Origin of the sequence: Marinobacter sp. 1-4A (assembly GCF_016597725.1) — a bacterium.
GTDB lineage: Bacteria > Pseudomonadota > Gammaproteobacteria > Pseudomonadales > Oleiphilaceae > Marinobacter.
In genome coordinates this window covers 398867-424193 of the sequence record NZ_VCGY01000003.1, presented here as the reverse complement: position 1 = coordinate 424193, position 25327 = coordinate 398867, and the positions used below count along the sequence as shown (strand labels likewise).

General features: G+C 53.7%; 22 protein-coding genes. 16 read left to right on the top strand and 6 right to left on the bottom strand.

The annotated features are described in order from the left end of the window. Positions 1-232: 232 nt before the first annotated feature. The 8 genes from FE845_RS08970 (at position 233) to FE845_RS08935 (ending at position 12745) form a co-directional block, all read left to right on the top strand. The gene (locus FE845_RS08970; RefSeq protein WP_200363607.1) at positions 233-2332 is read left to right on the top strand and encodes a 3-hydroxybutyrate oligomer hydrolase family protein; all 2100 of its coding nucleotides are present in this window, start codon (positions 233-235) and stop codon (positions 2330-2332) included. 135 nt (positions 2333-2467) lie between these two features. Beyond that, complete coding sequence (locus FE845_RS08965) at positions 2468-3880, top strand: sigma-54 interaction domain-containing protein (RefSeq protein ID WP_200363978.1); 1413 nt, start codon at positions 2468-2470, stop codon at positions 3878-3880. A 328-nt stretch (positions 3881-4208) separates the two neighbouring features. Then, on the top strand, positions 4209-5261 hold the full coding sequence (locus FE845_RS08960; protein ID WP_200363605.1) for a TRAP transporter substrate-binding protein: 1053 nt from the start codon (positions 4209-4211) through the stop codon (positions 5259-5261). 117 nt (positions 5262-5378) lie between these two features. After that, the gene (locus FE845_RS08955) at positions 5379-6017 is read left to right on the top strand and encodes a TRAP transporter small permease subunit (RefSeq protein ID WP_200363603.1); all 639 of its coding nucleotides are present in this window, start codon (positions 5379-5381) and stop codon (positions 6015-6017) included. Next, positions 6017-7381, top strand: a complete 1365-nt coding sequence (locus tag FE845_RS08950) for a TRAP transporter large permease (protein ID WP_200363601.1) — start codon at positions 6017-6019, stop codon at positions 7379-7381. Before FE845_RS08955 ends, FE845_RS08950 begins: the two co-directional genes overlap by 1 nt. A 12-nt stretch (positions 7382-7393) precedes the next feature. Then, positions 7394-8173: a 3-hydroxybutyrate dehydrogenase gene (locus FE845_RS08945; protein ID WP_200363599.1), complete on the top strand. Its 780-nt coding sequence runs from the start codon at positions 7394-7396 to the stop codon at positions 8171-8173. Positions 8174-8189: 16 nt separating this feature from the next. Then, on the top strand, positions 8190-10181 hold the full coding sequence (locus tag FE845_RS08940; RefSeq protein WP_200363597.1) for an acetoacetate--CoA ligase: 1992 nt from the start codon (positions 8190-8192) through the stop codon (positions 10179-10181). Between the two features lie 320 nt (positions 10182-10501). Beyond that, complete coding sequence (locus FE845_RS08935) at positions 10502-12745, top strand: NADP-dependent isocitrate dehydrogenase (protein WP_200363595.1); 2244 nt, start codon at positions 10502-10504, stop codon at positions 12743-12745. Between the two features lie 79 nt (positions 12746-12824). Here the strand turns inward: FE845_RS08935 and ybaK are convergent, their stop codons facing one another. Continuing rightward, a complete protein-coding gene (gene ybaK, locus FE845_RS08930; RefSeq protein ID WP_200363593.1) occupies positions 12825-13295 on the bottom strand; it encodes a Cys-tRNA(Pro) deacylase in 471 nt (156 codons plus the stop codon). Between the two features lie 112 nt (positions 13296-13407). Here ybaK and FE845_RS08925 point away from each other — a divergent pair, with 112 nt between their 5' ends. Then, positions 13408-14694 (top strand): serine hydrolase domain-containing protein, encoded by a 1287-nt coding sequence (locus FE845_RS08925; protein WP_200363591.1) that lies wholly within the window; start codon positions 13408-13410, stop codon positions 14692-14694. A gap of 9 nt (positions 14695-14703) precedes the next feature. Here FE845_RS08925 and FE845_RS08920 read toward each other — a convergent pair whose 3' ends face one another. Continuing rightward, the gene (locus FE845_RS08920) at positions 14704-15048 is read right to left on the bottom strand and encodes a hypothetical protein (RefSeq protein WP_200363589.1); all 345 of its coding nucleotides are present in this window, start codon (positions 15046-15048) and stop codon (positions 14704-14706) included. A 215-nt stretch (positions 15049-15263) separates the two neighbouring features. On the opposite strand from FE845_RS08920, the gene FE845_RS08915 reads away from it, so the two are divergent. Further along, positions 15264-15521: a hypothetical protein gene (locus FE845_RS08915; protein WP_200363587.1), complete on the top strand. Its 258-nt coding sequence runs from the start codon at positions 15264-15266 to the stop codon at positions 15519-15521. Here FE845_RS08915 and FE845_RS08910 read toward each other — a convergent pair. Next, positions 15515-16588, bottom strand: coding sequence for a hypothetical protein (locus FE845_RS08910; protein ID WP_200363585.1), 1074 nt, complete (start codon positions 16586-16588; stop codon positions 15515-15517). The genes FE845_RS08915 and FE845_RS08910 overlap by 7 nt on opposite strands. 164 nt (positions 16589-16752) lie before the next feature. Here FE845_RS08910 and FE845_RS08905 point away from each other — a divergent pair, with 164 nt between their 5' ends. Genes FE845_RS08905 through FE845_RS08895 form a run of 3 tightly spaced genes read left to right on the top strand, consistent with a single transcriptional unit; the run spans position 16753 to position 21275 of the window. After that, positions 16753-20256 carry a response regulator gene (locus tag FE845_RS08905; RefSeq protein WP_200363583.1) on the top strand — a complete coding sequence of 1168 codons (3504 nt, stop codon included), beginning with the start codon at positions 16753-16755 and terminating at the stop codon, positions 20254-20256. Then, a complete protein-coding gene (locus FE845_RS08900) occupies positions 20256-20807 on the top strand; it encodes a hypothetical protein (protein ID WP_200363581.1) in 552 nt (183 codons plus the stop codon). Before FE845_RS08905 ends, FE845_RS08900 begins: the two co-directional genes overlap by 1 nt. A 54-nt stretch (positions 20808-20861) precedes the next feature. Continuing rightward, the gene (locus FE845_RS08895; protein ID WP_200363579.1) at positions 20862-21275 is read left to right on the top strand and encodes a response regulator; all 414 of its coding nucleotides are present in this window, start codon (positions 20862-20864) and stop codon (positions 21273-21275) included. A 26-nt stretch (positions 21276-21301) separates the two neighbouring features. On the opposite strand, the gene FE845_RS08890 is transcribed toward FE845_RS08895, so the two are convergent. Then, positions 21302-21574: a hypothetical protein gene (locus FE845_RS08890; protein ID WP_200363577.1), complete on the bottom strand. Its 273-nt coding sequence runs from the start codon at positions 21572-21574 to the stop codon at positions 21302-21304. Between the two features lie 429 nt (positions 21575-22003). Between FE845_RS08890 and FE845_RS08885 the strand changes: the two genes are divergently transcribed. Continuing rightward, complete coding sequence (locus FE845_RS08885) at positions 22004-22243, top strand: hypothetical protein (RefSeq protein WP_200363575.1); 240 nt, start codon at positions 22004-22006, stop codon at positions 22241-22243. Here the strand turns inward: FE845_RS08885 and FE845_RS08880 are convergent. Then, a complete protein-coding gene (locus FE845_RS08880; RefSeq protein ID WP_200363573.1) occupies positions 22233-22724 on the bottom strand; it encodes a hypothetical protein in 492 nt (163 codons plus the stop codon). The genes FE845_RS08885 and FE845_RS08880 overlap by 11 nt on opposite strands. A 149-nt stretch (positions 22725-22873) precedes the next feature. Here FE845_RS08880 and queC point away from each other — a divergent pair, with 149 nt between their 5' ends. Both queC and queE read left to right on the top strand, forming a co-directional pair. Continuing rightward, the gene (gene queC, locus FE845_RS08875) at positions 22874-23539 is read left to right on the top strand and encodes a 7-cyano-7-deazaguanine synthase QueC (protein WP_200363570.1); all 666 of its coding nucleotides are present in this window, start codon (positions 22874-22876) and stop codon (positions 23537-23539) included. Further along, the gene (queE, locus tag FE845_RS08870) at positions 23539-24195 is read left to right on the top strand and encodes a 7-carboxy-7-deazaguanine synthase (RefSeq protein ID WP_200363568.1); all 657 of its coding nucleotides are present in this window, start codon (positions 23539-23541) and stop codon (positions 24193-24195) included. Before queC ends, queE begins: the two co-directional genes overlap by 1 nt. Here queE and FE845_RS08865 read toward each other — a convergent pair whose 3' ends face one another. Further along, positions 24196-25266 (bottom strand): AraC family transcriptional regulator, encoded by a 1071-nt coding sequence (locus FE845_RS08865; protein WP_200363566.1) that lies wholly within the window; start codon positions 25264-25266, stop codon positions 24196-24198. Positions 25267-25327 lie beyond the last annotated feature (61 nt).

Below are 25327 nucleotides of genomic sequence, written 5' to 3'. Positions count from 1 at the left end.
TCAGGACAGCTCGGCTGTACCAGTGCCTATAACTGGGTGGTTCCGTGCAAGCCCCGGTGAGACCGGCTCCAAGCTTGTCCGGAAATCTGGACAATTACCGGCGCAGGACAAAGGAGAATTCGGAAAAGTCAATTAAAACAATTGGATAAAATTGTGGCATAGGATGCGCATAACAATGGTCTCGGGTCGTGGTCCCGGCCCGTTCTAAACAACAACAAAATAAGGAACGACCATGAAACGCATCATGATCAGTGCGCTGATCGGCGCTACAGGCTTTGGCCTAAGTGCCTGCAATGACAGCAGCAACGATAATCCACCTGTCGCAAACCCGATTCCCGGATTTATTCAGGGCGATATTCAGCATACCCAATACGATGGTGTGACAGATGACCTGCTAACGGCAGGTATGGGTGCCACAGGATTAGGCAGCCCTACTGCGCCCACGTTCTCCGATGCTCTCAACCCCTCGCCTAGTGAGTTGCGCAGGCTTGCCATCTACAACAATTACCGTGCCTTGGTCGATACATCGGCTGGTGGAGGCTATGGCGAGTTCTTTGGCCCCAGCGTAGGCATTGGCACCGAAGGAATGATCTCTGGGCATGAGTACATCGCCTTCATGACAGCTCCGGGTAGCGACGTGTCCGTTACGGTTATGGCCCAGATACCTGACAGCTTTGATCAAAATAGCCCGTGTATGATTACCGCGCCATCATCCGGTTCCAGAGGTGTTTACGGGGCGATTGGTACAGCCGGAGAATGGGGCCTGAAAAAAGGCTGCGCGGTGGTTTACACCGATAAAGGCAGCGGCACGGGTTCGCACAACCTTGAGAGCAACACCGCTCAGCGTATGGATGGCACCCTCACTGCGGGAGATGAGCCAGTGCAGTTCCGCGCAGATCTGACCGATGCGGAACGCGGAGATTTCAGTGCTCTGTGGCCTGATCGTTTGGCCTGGAAACATGCGCACTCGAAAGCCAATCCGGAAGCGGATTGGGGGCAGCATGTGCTGCAATCAATTGAATTCGGGTTCTGGGCGCTCAATAAGCAGTTCGGCAGCGACAGCAATGCGATTACGCCTCTGAATACTTTGGTTATCGCGTCCAGCGTTTCCAACGGTGGCGGTTCTTCCGTTCGCGCTGCCGAACAGGACATCAACGGGTTGATCGATGGCGTAGCGGTGTCCGAACCCAATGTAAATCCGGTTGTGGATACAGGTTTCACCATTGTTCAAGGTTCCGGCACTGCGGTTGCTGAGAACAGCCGCAGCCTGCTCGAATACACCACAGCGCTTGCGGTGTATCAAGGCTGTGCAAATCAGGCGCCAGCCATCCGCGATAGCGCGCCACTGAACGCGCTTAACGTGGCTCAAGTGCGCGAGAATATCTGCAACTCGCTGTTTAACAAAGGCCTTGTAACAGGTGCTGACACTGACGCGCGTGCGATCGATGCGCAGCGTATTCTGAACCAGAACTTCGGCATCCAGCCTGAGCAGAATCTGCTTGCGCCAGTGCATTTTGCCTCCAAAGTGGCCCAGAGCATTGCCATGACCTACGCCAATGCCTATGGTCGTGCGGGTGTGGAAAACCGAGTGTGCGGGCTCAGTTTTGCCGCAACAGACTCTGCGGGCGCGGTGACGCCTTTCACAAATGCCGGAGAGGCTGCGGCCTTTGCAACCAGTAATGGTATTCCACCCACCGCAGGCGTCGATATTATCTACGATGACGCTGAGGGCCAGCCCACGGCGCTTCCCACAAGTGTGTCTCCAAGCAGTAGTCAGGTCGATTATGGTTTGGACGCTTTGTTGTGCTTGCACAGCTTGGCTTTGGGCCGTGACGCCATCACAGGAGATGCTTTGACGGGTGCTGATGCCACATTGGCTTCAGCAATCGCTGAAGGCATTGACGATATCAGGGCTACAGGAAACCTAAGTGGTAAGCCTGCAGTGTTTGTGACGGGGCGAGCGGATGCGATTTTGCCCATCAATCATACATCCCGGCCCTACTACGGACTTAACCAACGGGTTGAGGGTGCTGCCAGTGAGCTTCGTTATTACGAAGTAATCAACGCTCACCACCTCGACATTCTGAACCAGTTCGCAGGTATTGGTGACCGCTATGTGCCTTTGCATCATTACTATTTTCAGGCTCTGGATCTGGTATGGGAGCGTTTGACCAACGGCACCGAACTACCGCCGAGTCAGGTCGTCCGGACCACGCCGCGGGGAGATATCGCAACACCTCTGGCCGCGAGCAACCTTCCTGAAATTGCAGCACAACCGGCGGATGGAGATTTAATTCTCTTGGTTGGTAGCGAGTTACGCATCCCGGACTGACCGCGTTTTTGTGATCGCGCGCCCTCTCATTTGCTCACGCTGCTGAGAGGGCCATATACTTCCGACGGAACACCCGGCTTGCCGGGTGTCAGGGCTTTCAACATGAATGATACTGGACCCGGCGGTACGCGCTACATGACACAGTTGTTTGGTGAAAAGAACAAAACCGGGCTGACTCGGGATCTTATCGAAGCACTATTCCCCATGTTCGAGGAAGCCAGTGCCGGGGCGATCGCCGTTGACCGTGAGGCCCGTATCACCTGGCTGAACAACAGCTATTCACAATTACTGGGCCTGAAAGACTCGGCGAGTGCCATTGGCCGCCCGGTGCGTCAGGTGATTCCCGGAACCCGTATGCCCGAAGTGGTGGAAACCGGCAACCCCTTGTTATTGGACATCATGGAGCATCAACAGCAACAGTTGGTGGTTACCCGGTTGCCTTTCTACGACGAAGATGGGCAGATAGAGGGTGCTGTAGCGTTTGTGCTCTACGATGATTTGCAACCGCTAACGCCTCTGGTCAGCAAGTATCGACGCTTGCATCAGGATCTCGCTGCGGCGCGCAAAGCGCTGGCCAAAAAGGAAAGAAGTACACGATACAGCCTCGGCGATTTCATTGGGGCCAGCCCCGGAGCCCTTGAAGTGAAACGTCGCGCCCGCTTGGCTGCCGGTCGTGAGATGTCCGTGCTTTTACTGGGCGAAACCGGCACTGGTAAAGAGGTGCTGGCTCAGGCAATCCATGCTGTCTCCAGACGCGCAGAAAAGCCCTTTGTGGGCGTAAACGTGGCGGCCATTCCGGACAATCTTCTCGAAGCTGAGTTCTTCGGTGTCGCCCCAGGTGCTTTCACCGGTGCAGACCGCAAGCATCGCGAAGGCAAATTCCAACTCGCTAACGGCGGTACCTTGTTTCTGGATGAGGTCGGCGACATGCCTCTGCCGTTGCAGGCCAAACTGTTACGGGCCTTGCAGGAGGGGGAGGTTGAACCGCTTGGCTCCAACAAGGTTGCATCGGTGGATGTCCGCATTATCGCGGCAACCAGTCGCAACCTTGAAGCCATGATTGCCGACGGCACTTTCCGCTCAGATCTATACTACCGGCTCAACGTTCTCGAAATTCCCATACCTCCCTTGAGAGAGCGGTTGGCAGACATTGGCCTGCTCTGTGAAACCTTGCTCTGGGAGATTAGCGAAGGGCTGGACATGCGCGCGGAAATAACCGATGCCGGCGTTGCGGCTTTGGCCAGTTACGATTGGCCCGGTAACATCCGCGAGCTACGTAATGTGCTTGAGCGCGCCCTGACCATGAGTGAGGAAGGCGGTGTTCTAGATGCTGACGCCATGTTCAAGGTTTTGCCGCGGGTTGGGGTTCGCCCGGCCTTGCGGGTTTCGTCGCGTCCCATCAGGCCATTAGCTGAAACTCTGGCCGAGGCGGAAGCTCAGGCGGTTGAAGAGGCACTGGTCGCAAGCAGGGGTAACCGTACCAGGGCCGCCCGGCTCTTGGGCATTTCCCGGTCCGTGCTGTATGAGAAGCTCGCCAAGATGTCCTGAATTCCGGACAGGTGTCTTGATATCTGTACAAGTACCTACGACTATCGAATTATACTGTCCGAATATCAGGACACTTCACGGCTTCAGAAGTTTTGAGTTTTTCTTATCTGATTGATTAATATAACAAAAAAATTATTGGCACAGTCTCTGCTGTTTCTTGGATGCAGGACGTCAGAACAACGCAGAAAACAAGACTGACGCTTTCGTAGGACTCAAAATACACAAATGTCTGTCTCGTTTCCTGCGATGTCTGACTACGCTCAGATCAGGCTTGTCAGGAAAATCATCCTGCCAGCCAACTACAACAACAATGCTAGGAGACTCGCCAATGAAACTTCTCAAGGCCATCACCGGAATTGCCGGTGCGATTGCCCTGACAACAGGATCGGTATACGCAGACGATTTGCGTTGGAAAATGCCGGTTGCCTTCTCCACCAATCTCCCCGGATTGGGGTCGCCAGCGGCCTGGGTTGCCGAAAATCTTAACGCAGCTTCTGGCGGTAGTATTCAGGTTCGTGTCTACGAGCCGGGTAAGCTGGTTCCGGCGTTCGATATTCTCCAGTCTGTCTCTGATGGCAAGGTTTCTGCGGGTTACACCTGGATCGGTTACGACCAAGGTAAGGTTCCGGCGATTCCACTGTTTGCGGCTGTGCCTTTTGGTATGAAGCCTTGGGCTTATACCGGCTGGTACTACTATGGTGGCGGTCATGAAATGCTGCAGGAAGTGTATGCCAACAAAGGCTTCGACGTACATGCGCAGCTTTGCGGCATAATCGGGCCCGAAACAGCTGGCTGGTACAAAGACAAAATTGACACTCTGGAAGACTACAAAGGTTTGAAAATTCGCTTTGCGGGTCTAGGTGGCAAGGTTCTGGAAAAACTGGGGGCTTCGGTCACCATGATGCCCGGCGGTGAGCTATTTCAGGCGCTGGAAAAAGGCACCATCGATGCAACCGAATTTTCCATGCCTGCTATTGACCAGATTCTCGGATTCGATCAGGTGGTCAAATACAACCTCTTCCCCGGTTGGCATCAGCAGTTCACTGCTCAGTACATGTTGATCAATAAGGACGAGTGGAACAACGCAACCGACGCTCAAAAAGCGCTGGTTGAAGCCTCTTGTACCGCCGCAACAACGCTGGCTCTGGCCGAGGGCGAGTACAAGAACGGTAAGGTGCTGGCTGGCTTCCAAGCCAAAGGTGTAAATGCTGACCAGATTCCCCGCGACGTTCTGCAGAAGCTAAAGTCGGTTACTGAAGAGGTTTTGAAAGAAGAAGCCTCCAAAGATGCGGACTTCAAGCGCGTTTACGAAAGCCAGAACGAGTTCATGGAGACCTACAAGGTGTGGGATTCGCGCGCCTACGTACCAACGGATCTTTAAAGTCCGGGGCTGATCTGAGGCACCGGAAAAATACCGGTGCTCTCTAACCAAGTCTGGATGGCCCTTCGGGGTCATCCTTGTTTCGCAGCATAGGTTTTCTGAGCGGGGATTTATTCTATGACGGTGTCTGATAAAGACTCACCGCAAAACTCGCGGGCACAGGTGCCCGACGCCGGTGAATTTCTTCACCATCACACAGTGTTGCCAACAACCCGTGTTAGCCAGTGGGTCGATCGTGCAATCGCTGCAATAGGCAAGGGTGCTTCTTGGCTCTGGGTGGTGCTAACCGGCGTAATCATCTGGGCGGTGGTTGGTCGCTATGCCTTCGAGCATGGCTCGGTGACACTGGAGGAGGTCCAGTGGCACTTGGCTGGTATCGGTTGGCTTCTGGGGCTGGCTTATACCCTGGTTGTTGATGATCACGTGCGAGTGGATGTGCTTCATGAACGCATGACCTTGAGAGCCCAAGGCTGGGTTGAACTGTTTGGCCTGCTATTCCTGCTATTACCGTTTCTCGGGTTGGCGGTTTACGAGATGATCCCCTACGCATTCAGTTCCTGGCAGCAGGGCGAGACCAGTCAGGCGCCTGCCGGGCTTCCTTACCGCTGGGTTCTCAAAGGCGTTGTGGCACTGTCTTTTATTCTTCTGGCGATTGCCGCGCTATCGCGCTTGCTAAAAGTTACCGCGCTGCTTTTTGGTTTTCCGAAGCCCATCTCTGTCGATACCAGCAATAACAAGAAAGAGGATGTGTCCTGATGGAGCTTGAAACCTTATTTGTGATTGGTATGTTCCTGACGTTCGGGGCCTTATTGATGACCGGTTTTCCGGTTGCCTGGGTGTTGGGTGGTACTGCCGTTATCTGGACGGTTATCGGTGTGGTGGCCGTTGAGAATTTTGGCGCCAATCTGTGGTTCGATTATGTGTCATCCATGGGACTAATGCCCGAGCGCGTGTGGAAAGTTGTTAACAGTGAAACTCTGGTAGCGCTGCCCATGTTTATCTTTATGGGCATCATGCTCGATCAGTCTGGTGTTGCTGAGCGACTGATGAATAGCATGGTAAAGCTGTTTGGTGCTGTGCGTGGCGGCTATGCGGTAACGGTCATTATTATTGGCGTACTGCTGGCAGCGACCACCGGCATTATTGGTGCGTCCGTGGTGCTGCTGGGCATGCTTTCCTTGCCCGTGATGATGGAAAACAAGTATGACAAAGGGTTTGCAGTTGGCACAGCCTGCGCCACGGGCACCCTTGGGATCCTGATTCCTCCTTCCATAATGTTGGTGCTGATGGCTGACCGACTGGCGGTTCCCGAAGCCTCCGTGGGTGATTTGTTTATGGGTGCCTTCCTGCCCGGTTTGCTATTGGGTGCCATGTACGTTGCCTATGCCATGATCCGGCCGCTGTTGCAGCCGCACATCGCGCCAGTGCCGGAAGGCACGGAGAAAGTATCCTGGAGCATAGTTTGGGACGTCGCCAAGGCAGTTTTGCCGACAGCTGCGCTGATTCTCGGTGTGCTCGGTTCTATTTTTGCTGGCATAGCCACGCCCACGGAAGCGTCCGGTGTCGGCGCCTTGGGTGCTCTATTGCTGGCTGTGATGGCACGGCGGTTGAACATGAAGGTTCTGCGCTCATCAATACAGCAAACCACACGAACGTCTGCGTTTATCTTTGCTATTTTTCTCGGCGCAACGGCTTTCTCTGTGGTGTTGCGCGGCCTTGGTGGCGATGAAGTAATCAAAGATGCACTGTTGGGCCTACCATTCGGGCCCTACGGCGTGGTGTTGACCATTCTGTTTGCAGTGTTCTTGCTTGGTTTCTTCCTCGACTGGGTTGAAATTACACTGATTATTCTTCCGCTGGTGGCACCGGTTGTACAACATCTCGGATTTGACTTGGTGTGGTTTACCATCCTCTTTGCCATGTGCCTGCAAACGTCGTTTTTGACGCCACCGGTAGGCTTTGCTCTGTTTTACATCAAAGGTGTAGCGCCGCCGGAAATCACGGTGATCGACATCTATAAGGGCGTTATACCCTTCATTGTTATTCAGCTGATCGCACTGGCCATTGTATTCCTAGTGCCCGAGATCGCGACCTGGCTGCCCGGCGTGGCTTACGACTAAGGAGAGACAACGATGCGATTAGAAAACCAAATAGCCCTGATTACAGGAGCCGGGCGCGGTATAGGCCGTGCAATCGCAGAACACTATGGCCGCGAAGGCGCCCGTGTAGCTGTAGCCGACCTTACTCTGGAAAGCGCCCAAGAGGCTGTTGATGCCATAGAAAAAGCGGGCGGCACTGCAATGGCTCTGGCCATGGATGTGACTGATGAGGCTGCCGTCGATGCCGGTGTTGCCACCCTTGTGGAAGCATGGGGCGGCTTGGACATCGCCGTGGCCAATGCCGGTATTCAGCATATAGATCCGGTACATAAACTGGCGTATGCGGACTGGCGCCGGGTCATCAACGTGCACCTTGATGGCGCCTTTCTGGTAACCCGTGCTGCGCTCAGACAGATGTACGCAGGTGGTGGAGGTACTATGCTGTATATGGGGTCTGTGCATTCACTGGAGGCCTCACCCCTGAAGTCGCCTTATGTGGCTGCAAAGCATGGCATGCTGGGTTTGTGTCGCGCGGTTGCCAAAGAAGGCGCGGAGCACGGCGTGCGCAGTAATATTATCTGCCCGGGCTTTGTAAGAACGCCGCTCGTTGACAAACAGATTCCGGAACAGGCAAAGGAGCTTGGTATTTCTGAAGAGGAAGTCATCAGCAAGGTTATGTTGAAGAACACAGTGGACGGCAAGTTCACTACCTTGGAAGATGTTTCCGAAATGGCCGTGCATCTTGCGGCCTTTCCTTCGGCCGCACTCACTGGCCAATCTATCGTTGTCAGCCACGGCTGGCACATGCAGTAAGTAACAGGAGCGACGGATGAGCCTTACAGAACAATCGCCCGTAGTCTGGACCCCCTCCGAAGACGCGGTAGAGACAACCCAAATGGGCCGTTTCAAAACTTGGCTGGGCAGTCAGGGTTACGGCCCTTTTGCGGATTATCACGCGCTGCACCAGTGGTCCGTTGAAGATCTCGAAACCTTCTGGGGGAAAGTATGGGATTACTGTGGCCTGATCTGTGAAACACCGGCCAATAAAGTGCTGGGCAAGCGGGACATGCCCGGCGCCGAGTGGTTCCCGGGTATGAAGTTGAACTTTGCCGCTAACCTGTTGCGATCGGCGGAGGGCGAACATGCCAGCAACGAAGCCGTCGTGGCTTACTGCGAAACGCGCCCGGTTCTGCGCCGCACCTACAGTGAACTGAAAGCCGACGTAGGTGCCTTGGAGGCCTTCCTGCGCAGCAAAGGTATCGAAAAAGGCGACAGAGTGGCCGGTGTTGTTACCAACGGCTACGAAGCGCTCGTTGGCATGCTGGCAGCAACCAGCCTTGGTGCCATCTGGAGTTCTGCCTCGCCGGACTTTGGTATTGGTGCCATTCTTGACCGCTTTGGCCAGATTGAGCCCTCGGCTTTAATTGTGGTAAACGGCTACGGCTATGGCGGTAAAACCTTCGCCCGCCAGAAGGATTTTGCAGAACTGATTGCTGGCTTGCCAACACTTAAATGCGTTGTCAGCGTTGAACAACTCCCGGGCGAAACGGCAGTTCCCGGTGAACTGGTGACCCCCTGGGACGAAGCTCTTGCCTCTGGCGCTGGGCAGGCGCCCTCATTCACGCCGGTCGATCCAGGCCACCCGGTTTACATCCTGTATTCCTCCGGCACTACCGGCAAGCCCAAGTGCATCGTACACGGCACCGCAGGTCTGCTGATTAATCATGCCAAAGAACTCATGCTGCATGGCGACGTAGGCCCGGAAGACCGGTTCCTCTACTTCACCACCTGCGGCTGGATGATGTGGAACTGGCAAGCCTCTGCTCTGCTGACCGGCGCTGCCGTCATCACCGTAGACGGCTCACCCGGCTATCCCAGCCTAAGCTTTCTGTGGGACACAGTAGCCGAAGAGCGAGTAACCCACTTCGGCACTAGCGCAAGGTTCATTGCAGGCTGCCGCAAGGCGGAAATGGCCCCGACTGACACACTTGATCTGAGCAAACTGAGAGTTGTGTTCTCAACCGGTTCACCCCTGCTCCCGGAAGACTACGACTGGGTCTACAGCCAAGGTGCACCTAAAGCCCTGCTCGGCTCTATTGCTGGTGGAACCGACATCTGCGGCTGCTTCGTAGGCTCCACCCCACTGCTGCCCGTGCGCCGTGGTGAAATCCAGTGTCGTTTTCTGGGTGTGGATGCCGTTGCTTACGGCGACGACGGCCACCCGGTTGACCAAGGCCGCGGCGAACTCGTCTGCCGCCAGCCCTTGCCTTCCATGCCCGTTGCCTTCTGGGACGATGCTGATGGCGAGCGCTACCGCGCCGCCTACTTCGACACCTTCCCCGGCGTATGGGCACACGGTGACTTTATAGAATTCACCGAACATGGTGGCGCCATCATCTACGGCCGCTCCGACGCCACCCTCAACCCCGGCGGCGTAAGAATCGGCACCGCCGAGATTTACCGTCAGGTAGAAACCGAAGCGGCCATCAAAGACAGCCTCGTAGTAGGCCGCCAGATTGATGGCGACGTAGAAGTTGTTTTGTTCGTAGTACCAGCAGATGGCCAAACACTCACCGATGAATTACTAAAACAGCTAAAAACCCGAATCCGCCAGGGCGCCAGTCCACGGCACGTTCCTAAGCACATCGTTCAGGTGCCAGACATCCCCTACACCCGCAGCGGCAAAAAAGTCGAACTGGCCGTCGCCCGCCTGATCAACGGCTCCACCAAAGCCGACAACCGCGATGCTCTGGGCAACCCGGAAGCTCTGGACCAGATACGCGAGCGGCTTGCTGAGGAGAATTTGTTACCCCAAGATTAAGGGGCGGAGCCCAAGCGTCACATGGATGTGCCGCAAGGAGCGTGTTTTGGGAGGCATTAACCCCAGCGCGCTACTCCCGAGTTAATCGCTCAAATGTTAGAAAGTTTCGTAAAATCCCACCTTTTGTTCGCCCAGTTACCGAAGATCAAGGGTTTTTAGTCCGTTCTTATACTAAGATCGTAACCAGAGATTACAAAAAAATGCTATCTTAGTAGGTCTATCAAAAGTTTAAAAATCAGTCATTGCATAGACCTACCGTTCACAAGACGGAAGATCCAGCCATGACCGTCCTGAACCCACCTATTAGCCTGAGGACGAAAATGACATCATCCAAAGCAAAGATTGTCTACACACTGACCGACGAAGCACCAGCCCTCGCCACTCGGTCACTTTTACCCATACTGGAAACCTACGCCAAACCAGCTGGTATCGAATTTGAAACCAGCGACATATCCCTTGCGGCGCGTATATTGGCTATCTTTCCGGATCACCTTGAGGAAAGCCAGCGCGTACCCGACGCCCTGTCAGAGTTGGGCGAGTACACCAAAGACCCTGATGCCAACATCATCAAGCTGCCAAACATCTCTGCTTCCATACCGCAGTTGCGCGCAGCGATCAAAGAGCTGAACGATCAGGGCTATAAGGTTCCCGAGTACAAGGAAAACCCGCAAACCGACGAAGAAAAAGAGATCACAGCCCGCTACGCCAAAGTACTTGGCAGCGCCGTGAATCCGGTTTTGCGAGAAGGTAACTCCGATCGTCGCGCACCCACTGCGGTGAAAGCGTTTGCCCGTAAATACCCCCACACAATGGGTGAGTGGAGCCCGGCTTCACGTACTCACGTGGCGCATATGCGCGGGGGCGACTTTTACTCCAACGAGCAGTCCATCACTCTCGACAAGGCTACCAACGCCCGCATCGTTTTCGAGAACAAAAAAGGTGAGCAAACTGTCCTCAAGTCCGACTTGCCACTGCAGGAAGGCGAAGTGCTTGATGGCATGTTCATGAGCAAGAATGCGCTCTGCAAATTTTTTGAAGAAGCCATCGAAGACTGCGAAAAAACCGGGGTAATGTTCTCCCTGCACGTAAAAGCTACCATGATGAAAATCTCCCACCCGATCGTGTTTGGTCACGCGGTGAAGATTTACTACAAGGAGCTTTTCGATAAGTATGGCGAGCTGTTTGACGAAATTGGTGTAAATCCGAACAACGGCCTTTCCTCTGTACTTGAGAAAATCAAGCAGTTGCCCGAGTCGAAGCAGGAAGAGATTCAGGAAACCCTGCACAAGACCTACGAGCACCGCCCGGAAATCGCCATGGTGGATTCCGTAAAAGGCGTGACCAACCTGCACGTACCGAGCGACGTGATTGTTGATGCCTCCATGCCCGCGATGATTCGTAACTCCGGCAAGATGTGGGCCCGCGATGGCAAGCTCAAGGACACCAAGGCGGTGATGCCTGAGTCCACCTACGCCACGATTTACCAGGAAATGATCAACTTCTGCAAAACCCACGGTGCTTTTGATCCCACCACCATGGGAACCGTGCCGAACGTAGGCCTGATGGCGCAGAAGGCAGAAGAATACGGCTCCCACGACAAGACCTTTGAAATCAAGGAAGACGGCATTGTGCGTGTTGTCGCTGAAGACGGCACCGTGCTGACTGAGCACAATGTAGAAAAAGGTGATATCTGGCGCGCTTGCCAAACCAAAGACCTGCCAATCCGCGACTGGGTCAAGCTGGCCGTTAGCCGTGCCCGCGCCACCGGCATGCCAGCCGTGTTCTGGCTTGACGACGAACGCCCGCATGATGCCGAGCTGATCAAGAAGGTAAACACGTACCTGAAAGATCACGACACCGAAGGCCTGCACATTCGCCTCGAGTCTCCTGTGCGGGCCATTCGCTGGACAATGGAGCGCCTGATTCGCGGTCTGGATACGATTTCTGTAACCGGCAACGTACTGCGTGACTATCTCACCGACCTCTTCCCGATTCTGGAGCTGGGCACCAGCGCCAAGATGCTGTCGATTGTGCCTCTGCTAAATGGTGGTGGCCTCTACGAAACCGGCGCTGGCGGCTCTGCACCCAAGCACGTACAGCAGTTGTTGCAGGAAGATCACCTACGCTGGGATTCTCTGGGTGAATTTCTGGCCATTGCCGTATCACTGGATGAGTTGGGCGAGAAGCACGATAACAACCGTGCGCGCCTGCTGGGCCAGACGTTGGATAAAGCTACCGAGCGCCTGCTGGAAAACAACCAGTCGCCGTCACGGGTCACCGGTGAGCTGGATAACCGTGGCAGCCATTTCCACTTGGCGCGTTACTGGGCAGAAGAGCTGGCTAATCAGGACAGCGACAAGGAGTTGAAAGAGTTCTTCACCAATATGTCGAAGCAGCTGGAAGAAAATAAGGACAAGATTCTGGAAGAAATGAGTGTTATCCAGGGTCATCCGGCGGATATCGGCGGTTACTACCATCCACCTGCAGAAAAGGTGGAAGCTGTAATGCAGCCGAGTGAAACCTTCAACCGGATTCTGAAGGATGCCCGCGCATCGGTGAAGTAATCCAAGAAGGCGCCCGGCATTACGTCTGAGCGCCCGAGATAAAAACCCGGAAAGCCCTTACTCGGCTCTCCGGGTTTTTTTATGATTGCTGCAGCGGTACCAGCGTTCCATTGGTCAGTCTGGCCAAGTCACCAGGTGAGAGTTCTATCTCCAACCCGCGTCGGCCAGCGCTCACATAAACGGTTTCAAAGCTTTCAGCAGAGGCATCAATGAAGGTTTTTAAACGGTTCTTTTGGCCTAGTGGGCTAACACCTCCCAATACATAGCCGGTGCGGCGCTGGACTTCTTGTGGGTCGGCCATGACCGCTTTTTTGCCGCCGGCTGCCTTCGCGATCAGCTTCATACTTAGCATGCCTGTAACCGGAACCACGCCCACTGCCAAGGTTTTGCTATCCACAGCGACCACCAGCGTTTTGAATATTCGTGCCGGATCCACGCCGAGCTTATCTGCAGCTTCGTTGCCGTATCCTGCGCTGCCCGGGTCGTGGTCATATTCATGAATAGTGTGGAAAATGCCAGCTTTACTCGCCGCATCGATACCGGGCGTCATAGTTTGCTCCTGAAATCGTTGGTTTTTCTAATGCTCAACAGTCTATGATAACTTGAGATTTGAGCAGCTCTAAGATTGAATAAAAACTGTCACCAATATCAAGGCGTACCTGATGAACCCAATAGCCCGTCGTGCACTGCACAGTTGCAAGGTTCCCAAGGATTTATCTAGCGTTACCCATCGCGATACAGCTGGTGAAAAACCGGAAGCTGTTGGTGTTGATACCCGCACCGTAAACGCTATATGGAAAAGCGTTGAAGCCTTGTATCGCACCGGTGTCCACCCAGGCATCCAGATATCCGTTCGCCACAGGGGTGAACAGATACTGCACAGGGCAATTGGCCATGCCAGTGGTAACGGCCCCCACGATACGGCGGGCACGCCCACTGTTGCCATGACCACAGACACGCCTATTTGCTACTTTTCTGCCTCCAAAGCGGTTACCGCGTTGCTCATGCACATGCTGGTCGAGCAGGGGCTGGTTAACCTGATGGACCCCGTGTCTTATTATTGCCCGGAGTTTGCACAAAACGGCAAACGTACCATCACGGTGCATCAAATCCTGTCCCACAGGGGCGGCATTCCTTCCATTCCGAAAGAGACACCCATAGAGGTTCTGTGGGATCAGGAAGAGATCTGGCGGTTGCTCTGTGAGTCCAGAGCCATTGCTGTAGACGGTGCCAAGGTTGCGTACCATGCAATCACCGGCGGCTATGTGCTGCAGCGGGTGCTCGAAAGGGTAACCGGCGACACCATTGAAAACTATCTGGACAAGCACATTCGCCAGCCCATGGGTATGAAGTGGTTCACTTACGGGATTCAGCCAGAGAATTTGCATGAGTTGGCCACCAACTACGCAACCGGCCCGACACCGCGGTTTCCCGTGTCCTGGATCGTAAACCGCGCACTAGGTGGCGATATCTCGACAGTAGAAGAGGTAACCAATAATCCTCTGTTTCAGGAAGCGGTGATCCCTGCGGGTAATCTGTGTGGCACAGCTGAAGAAATGGGGCGTTTCTTCCAGATGATGCTGAATGGCGGTACCTGGAACGGTAAGCGAATTTGCAGCGAACTCACTGTACGACGAGCCATCCAGCAATATGGCTCGCTACAAATTGACCGTACCATGTTGATGCCGATGCGTTTCAGCGCTGGCTTGATGCTCGGCGGCAACCCCGTTGGTTTGTGGGGGCAAAAAAGCCGCTATGCATTCGGGCATGTTGGCCTCATCAACAAGTTTTGCTGGGCGGATGCCGCACGGGATATTTCCGTAAGCCTTCTCAATACCGGAATTCCTATCGTTGGGCACCACATTCCGGCATTGGCTAAATTTATTTATACCATCGGCCGCGAGTTTCCACTGCGCCCTGAAAATGAGCGTCCTGTAGTTGCTGCCTGAGGCAGCGACTTACAGGGTTCGAAGTTGGTCTTCGAGAATGCCGAGCACCGATGACAATATGTCGCGAAAGTCAGTCAGCGTCTGCGTGCGCTGAATGACTTCCTCGCGGCTTTCGTCCAATCTTTCCAGTTTGGGCACAACCCGCCGAATGCCTTCAGTGATCACTTCATAAGGATAATGGTGGTCCTGAATGCTGAGCTTGTTTATCTCAGAGACCTCCTGATTAAAGATGCTAATAATGTCGTACAGCAGGTCTTTATGGGCAATGCTGGAGGCTTCCCAGTAGGCGTCGTCTAGTAATTCGAGCAGAGAAAGATATTCCCTTAGGGTATCCGCAACGGATGTCTGGCTCATAAACAATCCTGATCGCTATAAAAACAGTAACGGGAACTATAGCAGTGGATTCGTCAGGATTCTCGGGTGTGAGGCCATTGTATGGCCGCTGCTATGAAGAAGCCGAGAGCGACGATAAGAGTGAAGCTGTGTTCATTTTGTTGCACTTTGTCAGACAGTTGTGCAAACTACATTTTGATCAAGGAATAACTGCAACTCAATGGACGAGATACGCAATGGATAACGTCGAAAAGCCCCGCAATGAACAGCCTCCGGCAACCAGACAGGTTCGTCTGGACCATCACGACAGTGTACGAAATCACGTGCATCAGAGAGTGAGCACCGAAGTGGAGCGATTAGAGCGTCGAATTGAGGCTTTACGCTTGGCCAAAGCGCCCCATGTAGCCGTTATGATTTCAGCTTACGAGCGCATGATTGACCATAAAAAAGGCTTTCTTCAGAACTGGGAACTGGATGAGTGGCGCCATTACTGACGCGCTGGAGACCCTGTGGCAGCCCAGCTTATGATAGCTTCGCTATCTGGCAGATTGTCGCAATAGGCTGGGTTTGGGCTAGTTTGGTTAGGGTTTTCAGTGGTCGGAGTTTCAAGCGCTGCTGGTTCGCCGTTGGATGTAAAAATCCTTACGGTTGACGTCACATAGTTGAGGTCAACTCTCAGGCAGTCAGGGCTCAAGTCGCTCAGGTTTACGCCGTCATAGCGATTCAGGTCCAAGACCCGGATGTCAGCACTTTTGATGAAAAGCGTGTCGGTTTTATTCCGAATGAATTCTTGCCTCAGTTCGATGCTCCCAAAATTGCGGCTAACATAGTCTGCGGTAGCAAACTCGGGCTTATTGTAGCCGCTGGTGACAAAGCTGTTGGCATCAAAACGGCTTCCGGCTAGGACGCTAACCAATTCTGGCTGTGCACCAATGTCTTCTGGTTCCACGCTCCGGCTTACATACTGGATGGTACGGTAAACCTTTTCTTCCAAGCTATTGCCTTCAGCGTTAGCGGGTAGATATCTCCAGTCCAATGTTGGGTAAACCCATAGTTTTTCGTTCAGCGCCAAATCTCTCAGTGCGGCATCCTGCTCCGTAAACCGAATAAGTGCACCATTTCCTCGAGTGTTGTAGGTGCCAGCCTCTCCATCAGCAATGCGTTGGCTAATGTACTTCCGGCCTTCCCGGAAATTCGTGCTTTGGTTCGATGCAATGATTTGATTGATCAGGTCGAGAGGGTTGCGTACTTTTCTATAGTTATTGCCATCTTCAGTACGGGTGGCTCGAATAAACCTGTCAATATGGCTGCGAATCTCGTTAGCCGTCTCGCGGTTATCGGCATTATCGTCACTGCCGCTGGGTTGAATACCCTGATAGAAATCCCAAAACCGAGTGTGTTTAAGGTTGTCGGGTGCTGCTTCGGTATTTTCAATATCAAATGTTGAAAAGCCCAAGTCTACGTTAGTGGCAGGGTTGAATGCGCTTGGGCCAGTATCCTCCATCCCGCACCCGCTTAGGAGTGTGAGTGAGATGGCGGCAAAAAAGTAAGAGTGTCTCATTTCAGAAGGCCCTGAGGTGCGAAATCAACCATAAACGACTAAAGTAATTACCCGCGGGGCGCTATGCCCCGATCCGACTGCTGACAATAAACTATAAGACAGGCACCTGCCCTCGCGGAGATCACATTTTGCAGCAACGGTGTAAACCGGCGTCAGGCAAAGCCATGCAATGGTTGTTTGCCGCGATAGTTATGATCGCTACTCTAGCGCCCGGACTGGCAGGTGCTCAAGAGCAGTGTGTGAATGGCCAGCTTGTTCTAAAAAGCAATACGGACAGCATTCGCGATTTTGGCGGCTGCATTTCCTATCTTGAGGATGCCGGTCAGCTCTATCTTTTGCCAGACATTCTTACCATGGAGCCTGAGCGGTTTACCCAACATGAAAGTGGTGTGCTGAACTTTGGCTACACAGAGTCGGCATACTGGACTCGTTTTGATGTGCGCGCAGATGCCGGGGAGACTGATTCAGAGTGGATTTTGGAGCTTGCGCTGCCGCTTGTGGACGAAGTTGTATTGTACTTGGTGCGCGATGGCGAATTGATCGATCAGCGAAAGGCAGGCTATCACGACAACTGGGCAGAACGTGATCTAGCCGTACCCAACCCAACATTCCGGCTTGATCTGGAGCCAGATAGCGTTACTTCAGTGTACTTGCGCATTATCAATACCAACACCTTTCGTTTGCCCATTAGCCTTTGGAGCCCTGACAGTTACATCGAAAAAGTGTCGGTGGACGAAATAATTCGTGGTGCGCTGCTCGGAAGCCTGCTGGCCATTTTGGCGTATAACCTGTTTGTAGCAGTGTCGGTTCGCGAGCGCAGTAACATCTATTACGTGCTTTATCTGGTCTCGGCGGCCGTATTTATTGCAACCGAACAGGTTCACGGCATCCAGCTTTTAGACAGTCGCCCGGCGCTGTTCAATAAAGAATATCTGCATTTTCAGATTATCATGACCTGGTTCTGGGGCCTATTAATGGCCAGAGCGCTGTTGGAAACTCGCACCCGGTCAATAGATCTGGACCGGGTTCTAATCATGTGCCTGTATTCAGTCATTCTTACCTTTGTGTTGTCTGTATTCGTTCCTTACCACACGGCCATGGAATGGATTGTTATTGGTTCGATGTTGCTTTGCCTTATTTTGATCGTGGTCAGCTATCTGTCCTGGCGCTATTACAATCCGGCCGCGCGCTCATACTTTTTTGCCTGGACGCTAGCGCTCATTGGCTTTAGTATCTATGCCCTCACGGTTATGGGCTACTTGCCGCTGAATGCGTTCACTGGTTACGCTCCCCAAATCGGGCTTACGGCGCAGATTATTCTGTTCTCTTTCGCTTTGGCCGATCGCATAAAACAGGTTCAAGGTCAGGCATTAAACTGGAGCCGGCGAGCACTGGCTAACCTTCAGCGCTATCAATCACTCTTTGATAACGCGATTGAGGGCGTATTCCAGATGTCGGCCGGGCGCCAGTTTGTAACGGCTAATCCCGCCATGGCGCGTTTAATGGGCTATGGCAGTAGCCGGGAGCTGTTGCAAAGCAATCCGGATGTACTGGAGGCATGTATTGCTGATGACCGGCTGCGGGAATTGGTGGTTGAGCAGTTGGAGGCTAGGGGCACAGTAAAGGGCGTAGAAGCCCGATACCTAACCCGGTCAGGGGAAGAGCGCTGGGCGATTATCTCCCTTCACACCGCCTACGATACGGAAGGTGAACCCACGCATCTTGAAGGAACGTGTGTGGACTCTACGGAAAGCCACCGACGCCAACGTATTGAGCGCGAGCGAGAACAGGAGCGGCTAGAGAAAGAGTTGGCCCGAAACTCTGCAGAAGCCAAGAGTCAGTTCCTTGCCAATATGAGCCATGAGATTCGCACACCCTTAGCCGCCATCATCGGCTACGGCGAAACGCTGATGGACCCGGATCTTGATGAGCAGGAGAAGCGCAGCAGCGCTGAAACTGTCGTTCGGAGCGGGCGGCACTTGCTGGAGCTGGTGAACGACATTCTCGACCATTCCAAAATTGATGCGAACAAGCTCGATGTGGATATCGTTTCAGTAAATCTCCCCGAGCTTTTGGATGAAATCCGTGCCTTTTTTGCACCGCGAGCCCGGGAAAAAGGATTGGATTTCAACATCGTTTCTGAATTTCCCTTGCCCGAGCAAATTCAAACAGACCCAACCCGTTTGCGTCAGATCATCATCAATTTGTGTGGAAATGCCCTCAAATTTACAGAAAAAGGGTCTATCTCCCTTTCGATTCGGTGTGATCGCGAAGACGAAACTCTGGTTGCGAGGGTTGTGGATACAGGAATTGGCATGAAACCGGAGCAGTTAGGTCGTCTGTTCGATCCTTTTGCGCAGGGCAGTGCAGCCATTTCCCGACAGTATGGCGGCACCGGCCTTGGCCTCAGTATTTCCCGCCGGCTGGCCGAGATGCTTGGTGGCAGCATCCATGTCAGCAGCACATACGGAGAAGGCAGCGAGTTTGAGCTATCTATTCGCACTGGGCCTCTGGAACAGGTCCACTTTCTGCGCGACGCTTCCGAGCTAAGCCAGCGCCGTCGAAGTATTCCAATGACGGTAGCGCCGCGTCTTTCGGGGCGTATACTTTGTGCGGAAGACAACGACGTAAACCGTCGTCTGGTTTCACTGCTGGTAGGTCGCACTGGCGCTGAACTGGTTCACGTAGGTAACGGCGCGGAAGCTCTGGAAATGGCTATCCGGGAATCATTTGATCTGATTCTTATGGATATCCAGATGCCGGTTATGAATGGCCGGGATGCTACCGCAGCCTTGCGTGAGGCAGGGGTGAATACACCGGTAATTGCGTTGACAGCGAATGTGATGACCGAAGATATTGCCGATTACCGGTTGGCGGGCTGCAACGAGCATCTGGCAAAGCCCATCGACAAGCAACGCTTCTATGAAGTGTTGGCGCGTTATCTGGAGGTTCAGGCTGACCGCTCAGGAGTGCCAACGCAGCAATACTATGGCCGTGTGCTGGTGGCTGAAGACCACGTCGAGAACCGACAGTTGGTGGAACGTATGTTGAGCCGTTTGGGTTTGGAGGTGATGTCCGTTACCGCAGGCGACGAAGCCGTACGCAAGGCCCTTTCGGAGCCTGTGCAATTGGTGCTGATGGATAGGCACATGCCTGTCATGGGCGGAGTGGAGGCAACCCGGCTGCTCCGGCAGGCGGGCTTTAGACGCCCGATTATTGCGTTTACCGCTGGCGACCAGCAAGAAACCGACGCACTGCGTGAGGCAGGTTGTGACGGGGTACTGGAGAAGCCGATAGATGAGTACCGCCTACAAGCGCTGCTGAGTCGATTTTTGGATTCTGCGCCAGCGCGTGAGCAAGAGGATGCAGAAGAAGACGAGGCCATCAGTCGCCTGACAACCCAATTTCTGTCAGGGTTGGATGAGCGCAGACAGCGAATGAGCCAAGCGATAGCAGGCAAAGACAAAGCCGTGCTTGAATTTGAAGCGCATCAAATAAAAGGGTCAGCTGGGGCTGTGGGTTACCCTGAGATGACCCGCCAGGCCGGTATTGTAGAGGGGCTGTTAAAGGCGGCAGATCCGCAATGGCACCTGATACGCAGCGAGTTTGCAGTATTGGATGGGATGATCGAGCGTGAACTACCACAGAATGAAACAGGATTGAGCTAATGAGTGAGCGTCAACTGCACCGTGAACAGCATTCAATGAGCATGATGTATGGCACCTATGCCGATATCTTGTTCGTGCTTTTTCCGTTCCTTGTCATCGGTATGCAGCGTCTTTGGGATGGCCGCCTTTATGAAATGCTGATGCATGCAGATCTGAGCATAGCGGCAGCGATACTTGCAGGGTTGGCCATCGGCAAGTTCGTGCTGGGGCTAGTGACCAACCGGGACCTTGGACGCTACAAGGAGCGTATTGTATTCTTCATAGCTCTAACGCTATTTGTGGTGCTAGGGCCGGCCATCATCCTTATACTAAGTATTATGGGCGGTGCGGAAGTTCCGGGGTTTGTGGCCTTTGTGCAGCCAACTTTGCTGATTATCGCAATTTCCCTCTATTCGACAGCTGTCGGCATAAGCAATATTTTAACCCGCGACGACGATCACGAAGGCTATGCGGCGAGTGCGGATGAGCACTCAGATGGATATGCCAGCGTGAATCGGGTCGGGCATGCACCTTTAGATCTGCCCCGGAACACAGGCACAGATTCTTGGTAGTGGCTGCTCTGTAGGAACACCAAGCAACCTACGCCCGGCGAAAAGGAGATAAAAATGGATAAGTTGACGGTACTGGTTGTGGAAGACGAGCCTGTGATGCGTGAGCGACTGGTCGACATGCTCTATAAAGCTGGGGCTACCAGCGTAACGGATTGCGAGAGCGCTGCCTTGGGCCGTAAGGCTTTCGACGATGGCAAATTCGACATCATACTTCTGGATCTTGGCTTGCCGGACGGTGATGGTCATGAATTGATGAAGGAGTTTAAAAAGGCGCGGGAGGGCCAGCACATTGTCTTGGTTACTGCAGATGACTCCATAGAGAGTATACAGCGGGCAATCAGCGCCGGAGCGAACGGCTATGTTGTTAAGCCTTACTCCCAAGAAAAAATTCACGATGTGATCAGTAACTATGCGGTGGTACACGGTGGTGATGCGGCCATTATGCAGGGTCTGAACCGGCACCACTGAACCGGTTCAGACCTCGTTCTTCCGTGTTACGCCACCTGACGAGCAATCCAGGAGTTGTGGCGGGTAGCCAGCGCACGAACATAGCGGGCTTCCGCGCTGCCCAAAGTGGCCAGCACACCATTGAAGATCCAGCCCCTCTCGTACAATCCAAGTACTCTCTGTTCGTCATCTAGATTAACGCGCTGGTTCAGCTTTTTGCAGATGGCATCCAGCAACGGCAGTTGTTCCGGGCGGCGTATGGCCCCAGACCGGTTATTCATAGGCTGATTAGCGGCACGGGTTGTATGTGGTCTTCTCATGCTGATCTCCTTGTCGTTTTGCGACGGCAAAAACAAAACCCCGGAGCTGTGAGCAACCGGGGTTTGGCGGAGACGCTGACCCGGTCGCTGCAAAGGCTCCCGGGAACTGACCGAAAGCCGTTAGATATCGTTTACCAACGCACGCACAGAGTGCCTTTTGAGGCAGTCTGCTGCGGCATTCATCATAAGCTGTGGATTCATTCGGTTCATATTCGGCGTTTCTGGTGTATTTGATTCAATAGTGTATCCGTTAAGCTAGTGTTTGCAATAGCTCAAAGCTTCGGCAAACCCTTACAGGCGCAGGCTATCGGGGGTAGTGGTAAGTCCGTAGCCACTAATTCGTACAGATACTTCGGGCTGGATGGGGGATAATTTGCACACTAACTAAACACCCACGTTGATAAATAGTAGAGGTTGAAACCTAAGAAAATGTCCGACGAATCCGGATCTGCCCGTAACAAGTTCCGTTTCCATTTTGTCGTAGAAATTGTATTAGTAGCCGCATTGGCCCTATATATGGTGTTAGCCAAGGGGCAGGTTGTGGGCGATGATCTTGCCTTCACCGTTGCCGGAGCTGGTTTGATGGCGCTGGTTACTTACTGGACGCTATCCACCCTGAGGGGCGGCCTGGAAATAATGGCCCTGAGAGCGCGGCCACTCAAACACTGACGTATTCCCATGTTTTTTGCAGGATCAGCGCGTCGTTTGCAGCCCGGTGAACGGGCAGGCCAAGGTTCGAAATAACCTTCTGGCGCGCAGACGGCCATTGTTCTACCTGCTGGGGACTGAGCAGCGCCGAAATAGATTCCAGGTGAAATCCGGGCTCCACATTGGCGGCCCGGAATAGCCGGTAGAGCCAGAAACTGTCAAATGTCCAGGCGTCACAGAACACCTGCCCAGACAGCAATCGGTTCAGACGCTGGGCCACCTCGGTTACATCCTTCCCCTCTGTTAAAAGACTGGTTCTGGAAATACCATGGACCTGTTCTGAGCTCTCTGACCAGTCCTTCCAAAGCGCATGGGGCGCGATCAGCCAGCTGTGCAGGGTGCTATCGGGCATGCAAACGCCCACCTCAATGGGGTAACTTGTAATCAGGCTCAGGCTTGATGCCTCGAAGTCGATGAACGCCGGTCGCTGTTCTTTGATCATTGGCAGTCTGGCTTTTAGTTTGATTTAGTGGCAGTTTACCCGCCCGCCTTCGGCGACGCGAACCCAACGCGCTTCTGCACTGCTACAATAGGCCCACTTTATTGCGCAGCCTTTACAGTAGCCTTTATTCCCTCTTGCCAGGAGCCTGCATGACTGACACCGTGGTTGTAATCTATTCCGGAGGTATGGACTCCTTTACCCTGCTTCACAGCGCCCGCGCCCAAGGGTTGCGAGTGCATGCGCTATCCTTCAATTATGGCCAGCGCCATGTGCGTGAACTGGATGTTGCGCGCTCGGTATGTGCTGCTTTGGATATCCCCCACAAAGTTATTGATATCCGCGCCATGAGCGAGGTTATGTCTGGTTCTGCGCTTACATCAGACAGTGAGATACCTGAAGGCCACTACGAAGAAGAAAACATGAAAGCCACAGTGGTGCCTAACCGCAACATGATTCTGCTCTCATTGGCCACGGGCTATGCGGTAACGGTGAACGCTGGTGCAGTTTGGTATGGCGCCCATGGCGGGGATCATGCAATTTACCCAGACTGTCGGCCGGAATTTGTAGAGAAAATGGACGCTGTGTGCCGGGTTGCCAACTACGAACCCGTGGGCATTGAGGCACCCTTCATGCACTTGACCAAGGGCGAAATTCTGGCTGAAGGCCTGAAGCTCGGGCTCGACTACGCCCAAACCTGGACCTGCTACAACGGTCGTGAAAGGGCTTGTGGGCTCTGTGGTTCATGCGTAGAGCGGCTTGAAGCGTTTTCAGAGAATGGCCTTGCAGATCCATTGGCCTACGAGGCAGGTCGCTGATGTACAAAGTAAAAGAAGCCTTTTACACCTTGCAGGGCGAGGGTGCCCAAGCCGGTCGCGCTGCGGTGTTCTGCCGCTTCAGCAAGTGCAACCTGTGGACTGGCAGGGAAAAAGACCGGGCGACAGCGGTGTGTAATTTCTGCGATACAGATTTTGTTGGCACGGATGGCCAAAACGGTGGAGCCTTTGACACCGCAGAAGCTCTGGCAGCTCACATTCGCAGCCTTTGGCCGGATGCACCGGGTGCGCCTTATGTGGTTTGTACTGGTGGAGAGCCATTGTTGCAGTTGGATGAAGAGCTGATTGAAGCCTTTCATCACTTGGGCTTTGAGGTGGGTGTGGAAACCAATGGCACCCTGCCCGCGCCAGCCGGTATTGACTGGCTATGTGTGAGCCCAAAGGCGGATGCCCCCGTAGTGATTGAAACCTGCGATGAGCTGAAGCTGGTGTACCCCCAGCCCAAAGCCATGCCAGAAAGGTTTCTGCACATCAACGCCCGGCATTTTTTTCTATCGCCCATGGCCTCCCCGACTGTGCCTGATGGCGGGTCAGACCCGGTTAAGCAGAGTAATACTCGCAAGGCCACAGACTACTGTCTGGCTCATCCCCGCTGGCGGCTGACACTGCAAATGCACAAAATTATCGGCATTGATTGATTATGCATGGGCCGGGGTTCGAGCCTGTATAACCATGCCGCTGGATTGCCGCTCCACGCCTCTGAATTGGCTTGGGCTTATGCCGGTCCAACGTTTGAAAGCGCGAGTGAAGTTTGCGGCATCTGCATAGCCTAAAACGTCTGCAATTTGGTTTAGGTTCATGTTGGTGCCGGTGAGCAATTCCCGCGCGCGATCCAGCCTAACTTGGTCCACCAGAGACTGAAAGCTGGCATTTTCTTCCTGCAGGCGGCGTTTTAACGTGCGCTCGGATACAAACAGAGTTGCAGCCACTCGAGCTAGCTTAGGAGGGAACGGATGGCTGGTTTCAATCACCCGTCGTACTCGGCAATCGAAACCGGCATCTTCGGTAAGCTGCTTCAGAGCTTTCTCGCACTGCGCGCGAGACGACTGTGCAAGCTGATCGTCGCTAAAGCGTATAGGCGCTGACAGAGCTGCATGGGGGATAACCAGCGCATCCTCCTGAGAGCCATAGTCAACCGGTATGACGATCGATTGCCGGAAGCGACGGAAGTATGAGGGTTCCGGGCCTTTTCTCAGAATTCCAGCGCCTGAAATGGCAGTACCGATAAGCTGTGCACCCATAAAAACGCAGCCAAATAGCATAGCATCCATTATGAACCCTTTTAGTGGCCCCGGGTCACCTTCACACACAATGGTGTAATGCATAGCACCGCCTTTCTCGCGGCAGCTAACACTGAGGTTTGGCGCACGTAGGGTGAGGTAACGGGTCATCAGGTCCAGCGCATCCTTCAGGGTGCGGCTGCTCATAATCGCCACGCCTAGAGCACCGTGTAAAGGCAGCTTTAGCTCGCTGGCTAGCATAACGCCAAGGCCGGGCTCTCCACTTTCGATAATGGCGCGAGTCACGAACTCACTGGCTTGTGCATGGCTCACTCGAACGTCTGTGGATTGCAGCCGAACCGGGTCCAGCCCAACCCTAAGCAGCAGATTACGCTCGTCCAAACCGATGGCCTTCAGCAGTTCGGCCAGTGTATGCAGGTAGATGGCCGGCATACCCAGATCCTGTGTAGCGGAGGCAGAAGCACCCATGGGAATCCTTGCAATAAGCGGTTCTTGTTGTCTGATTTAATTGAGTCGTTTGGATTATGAC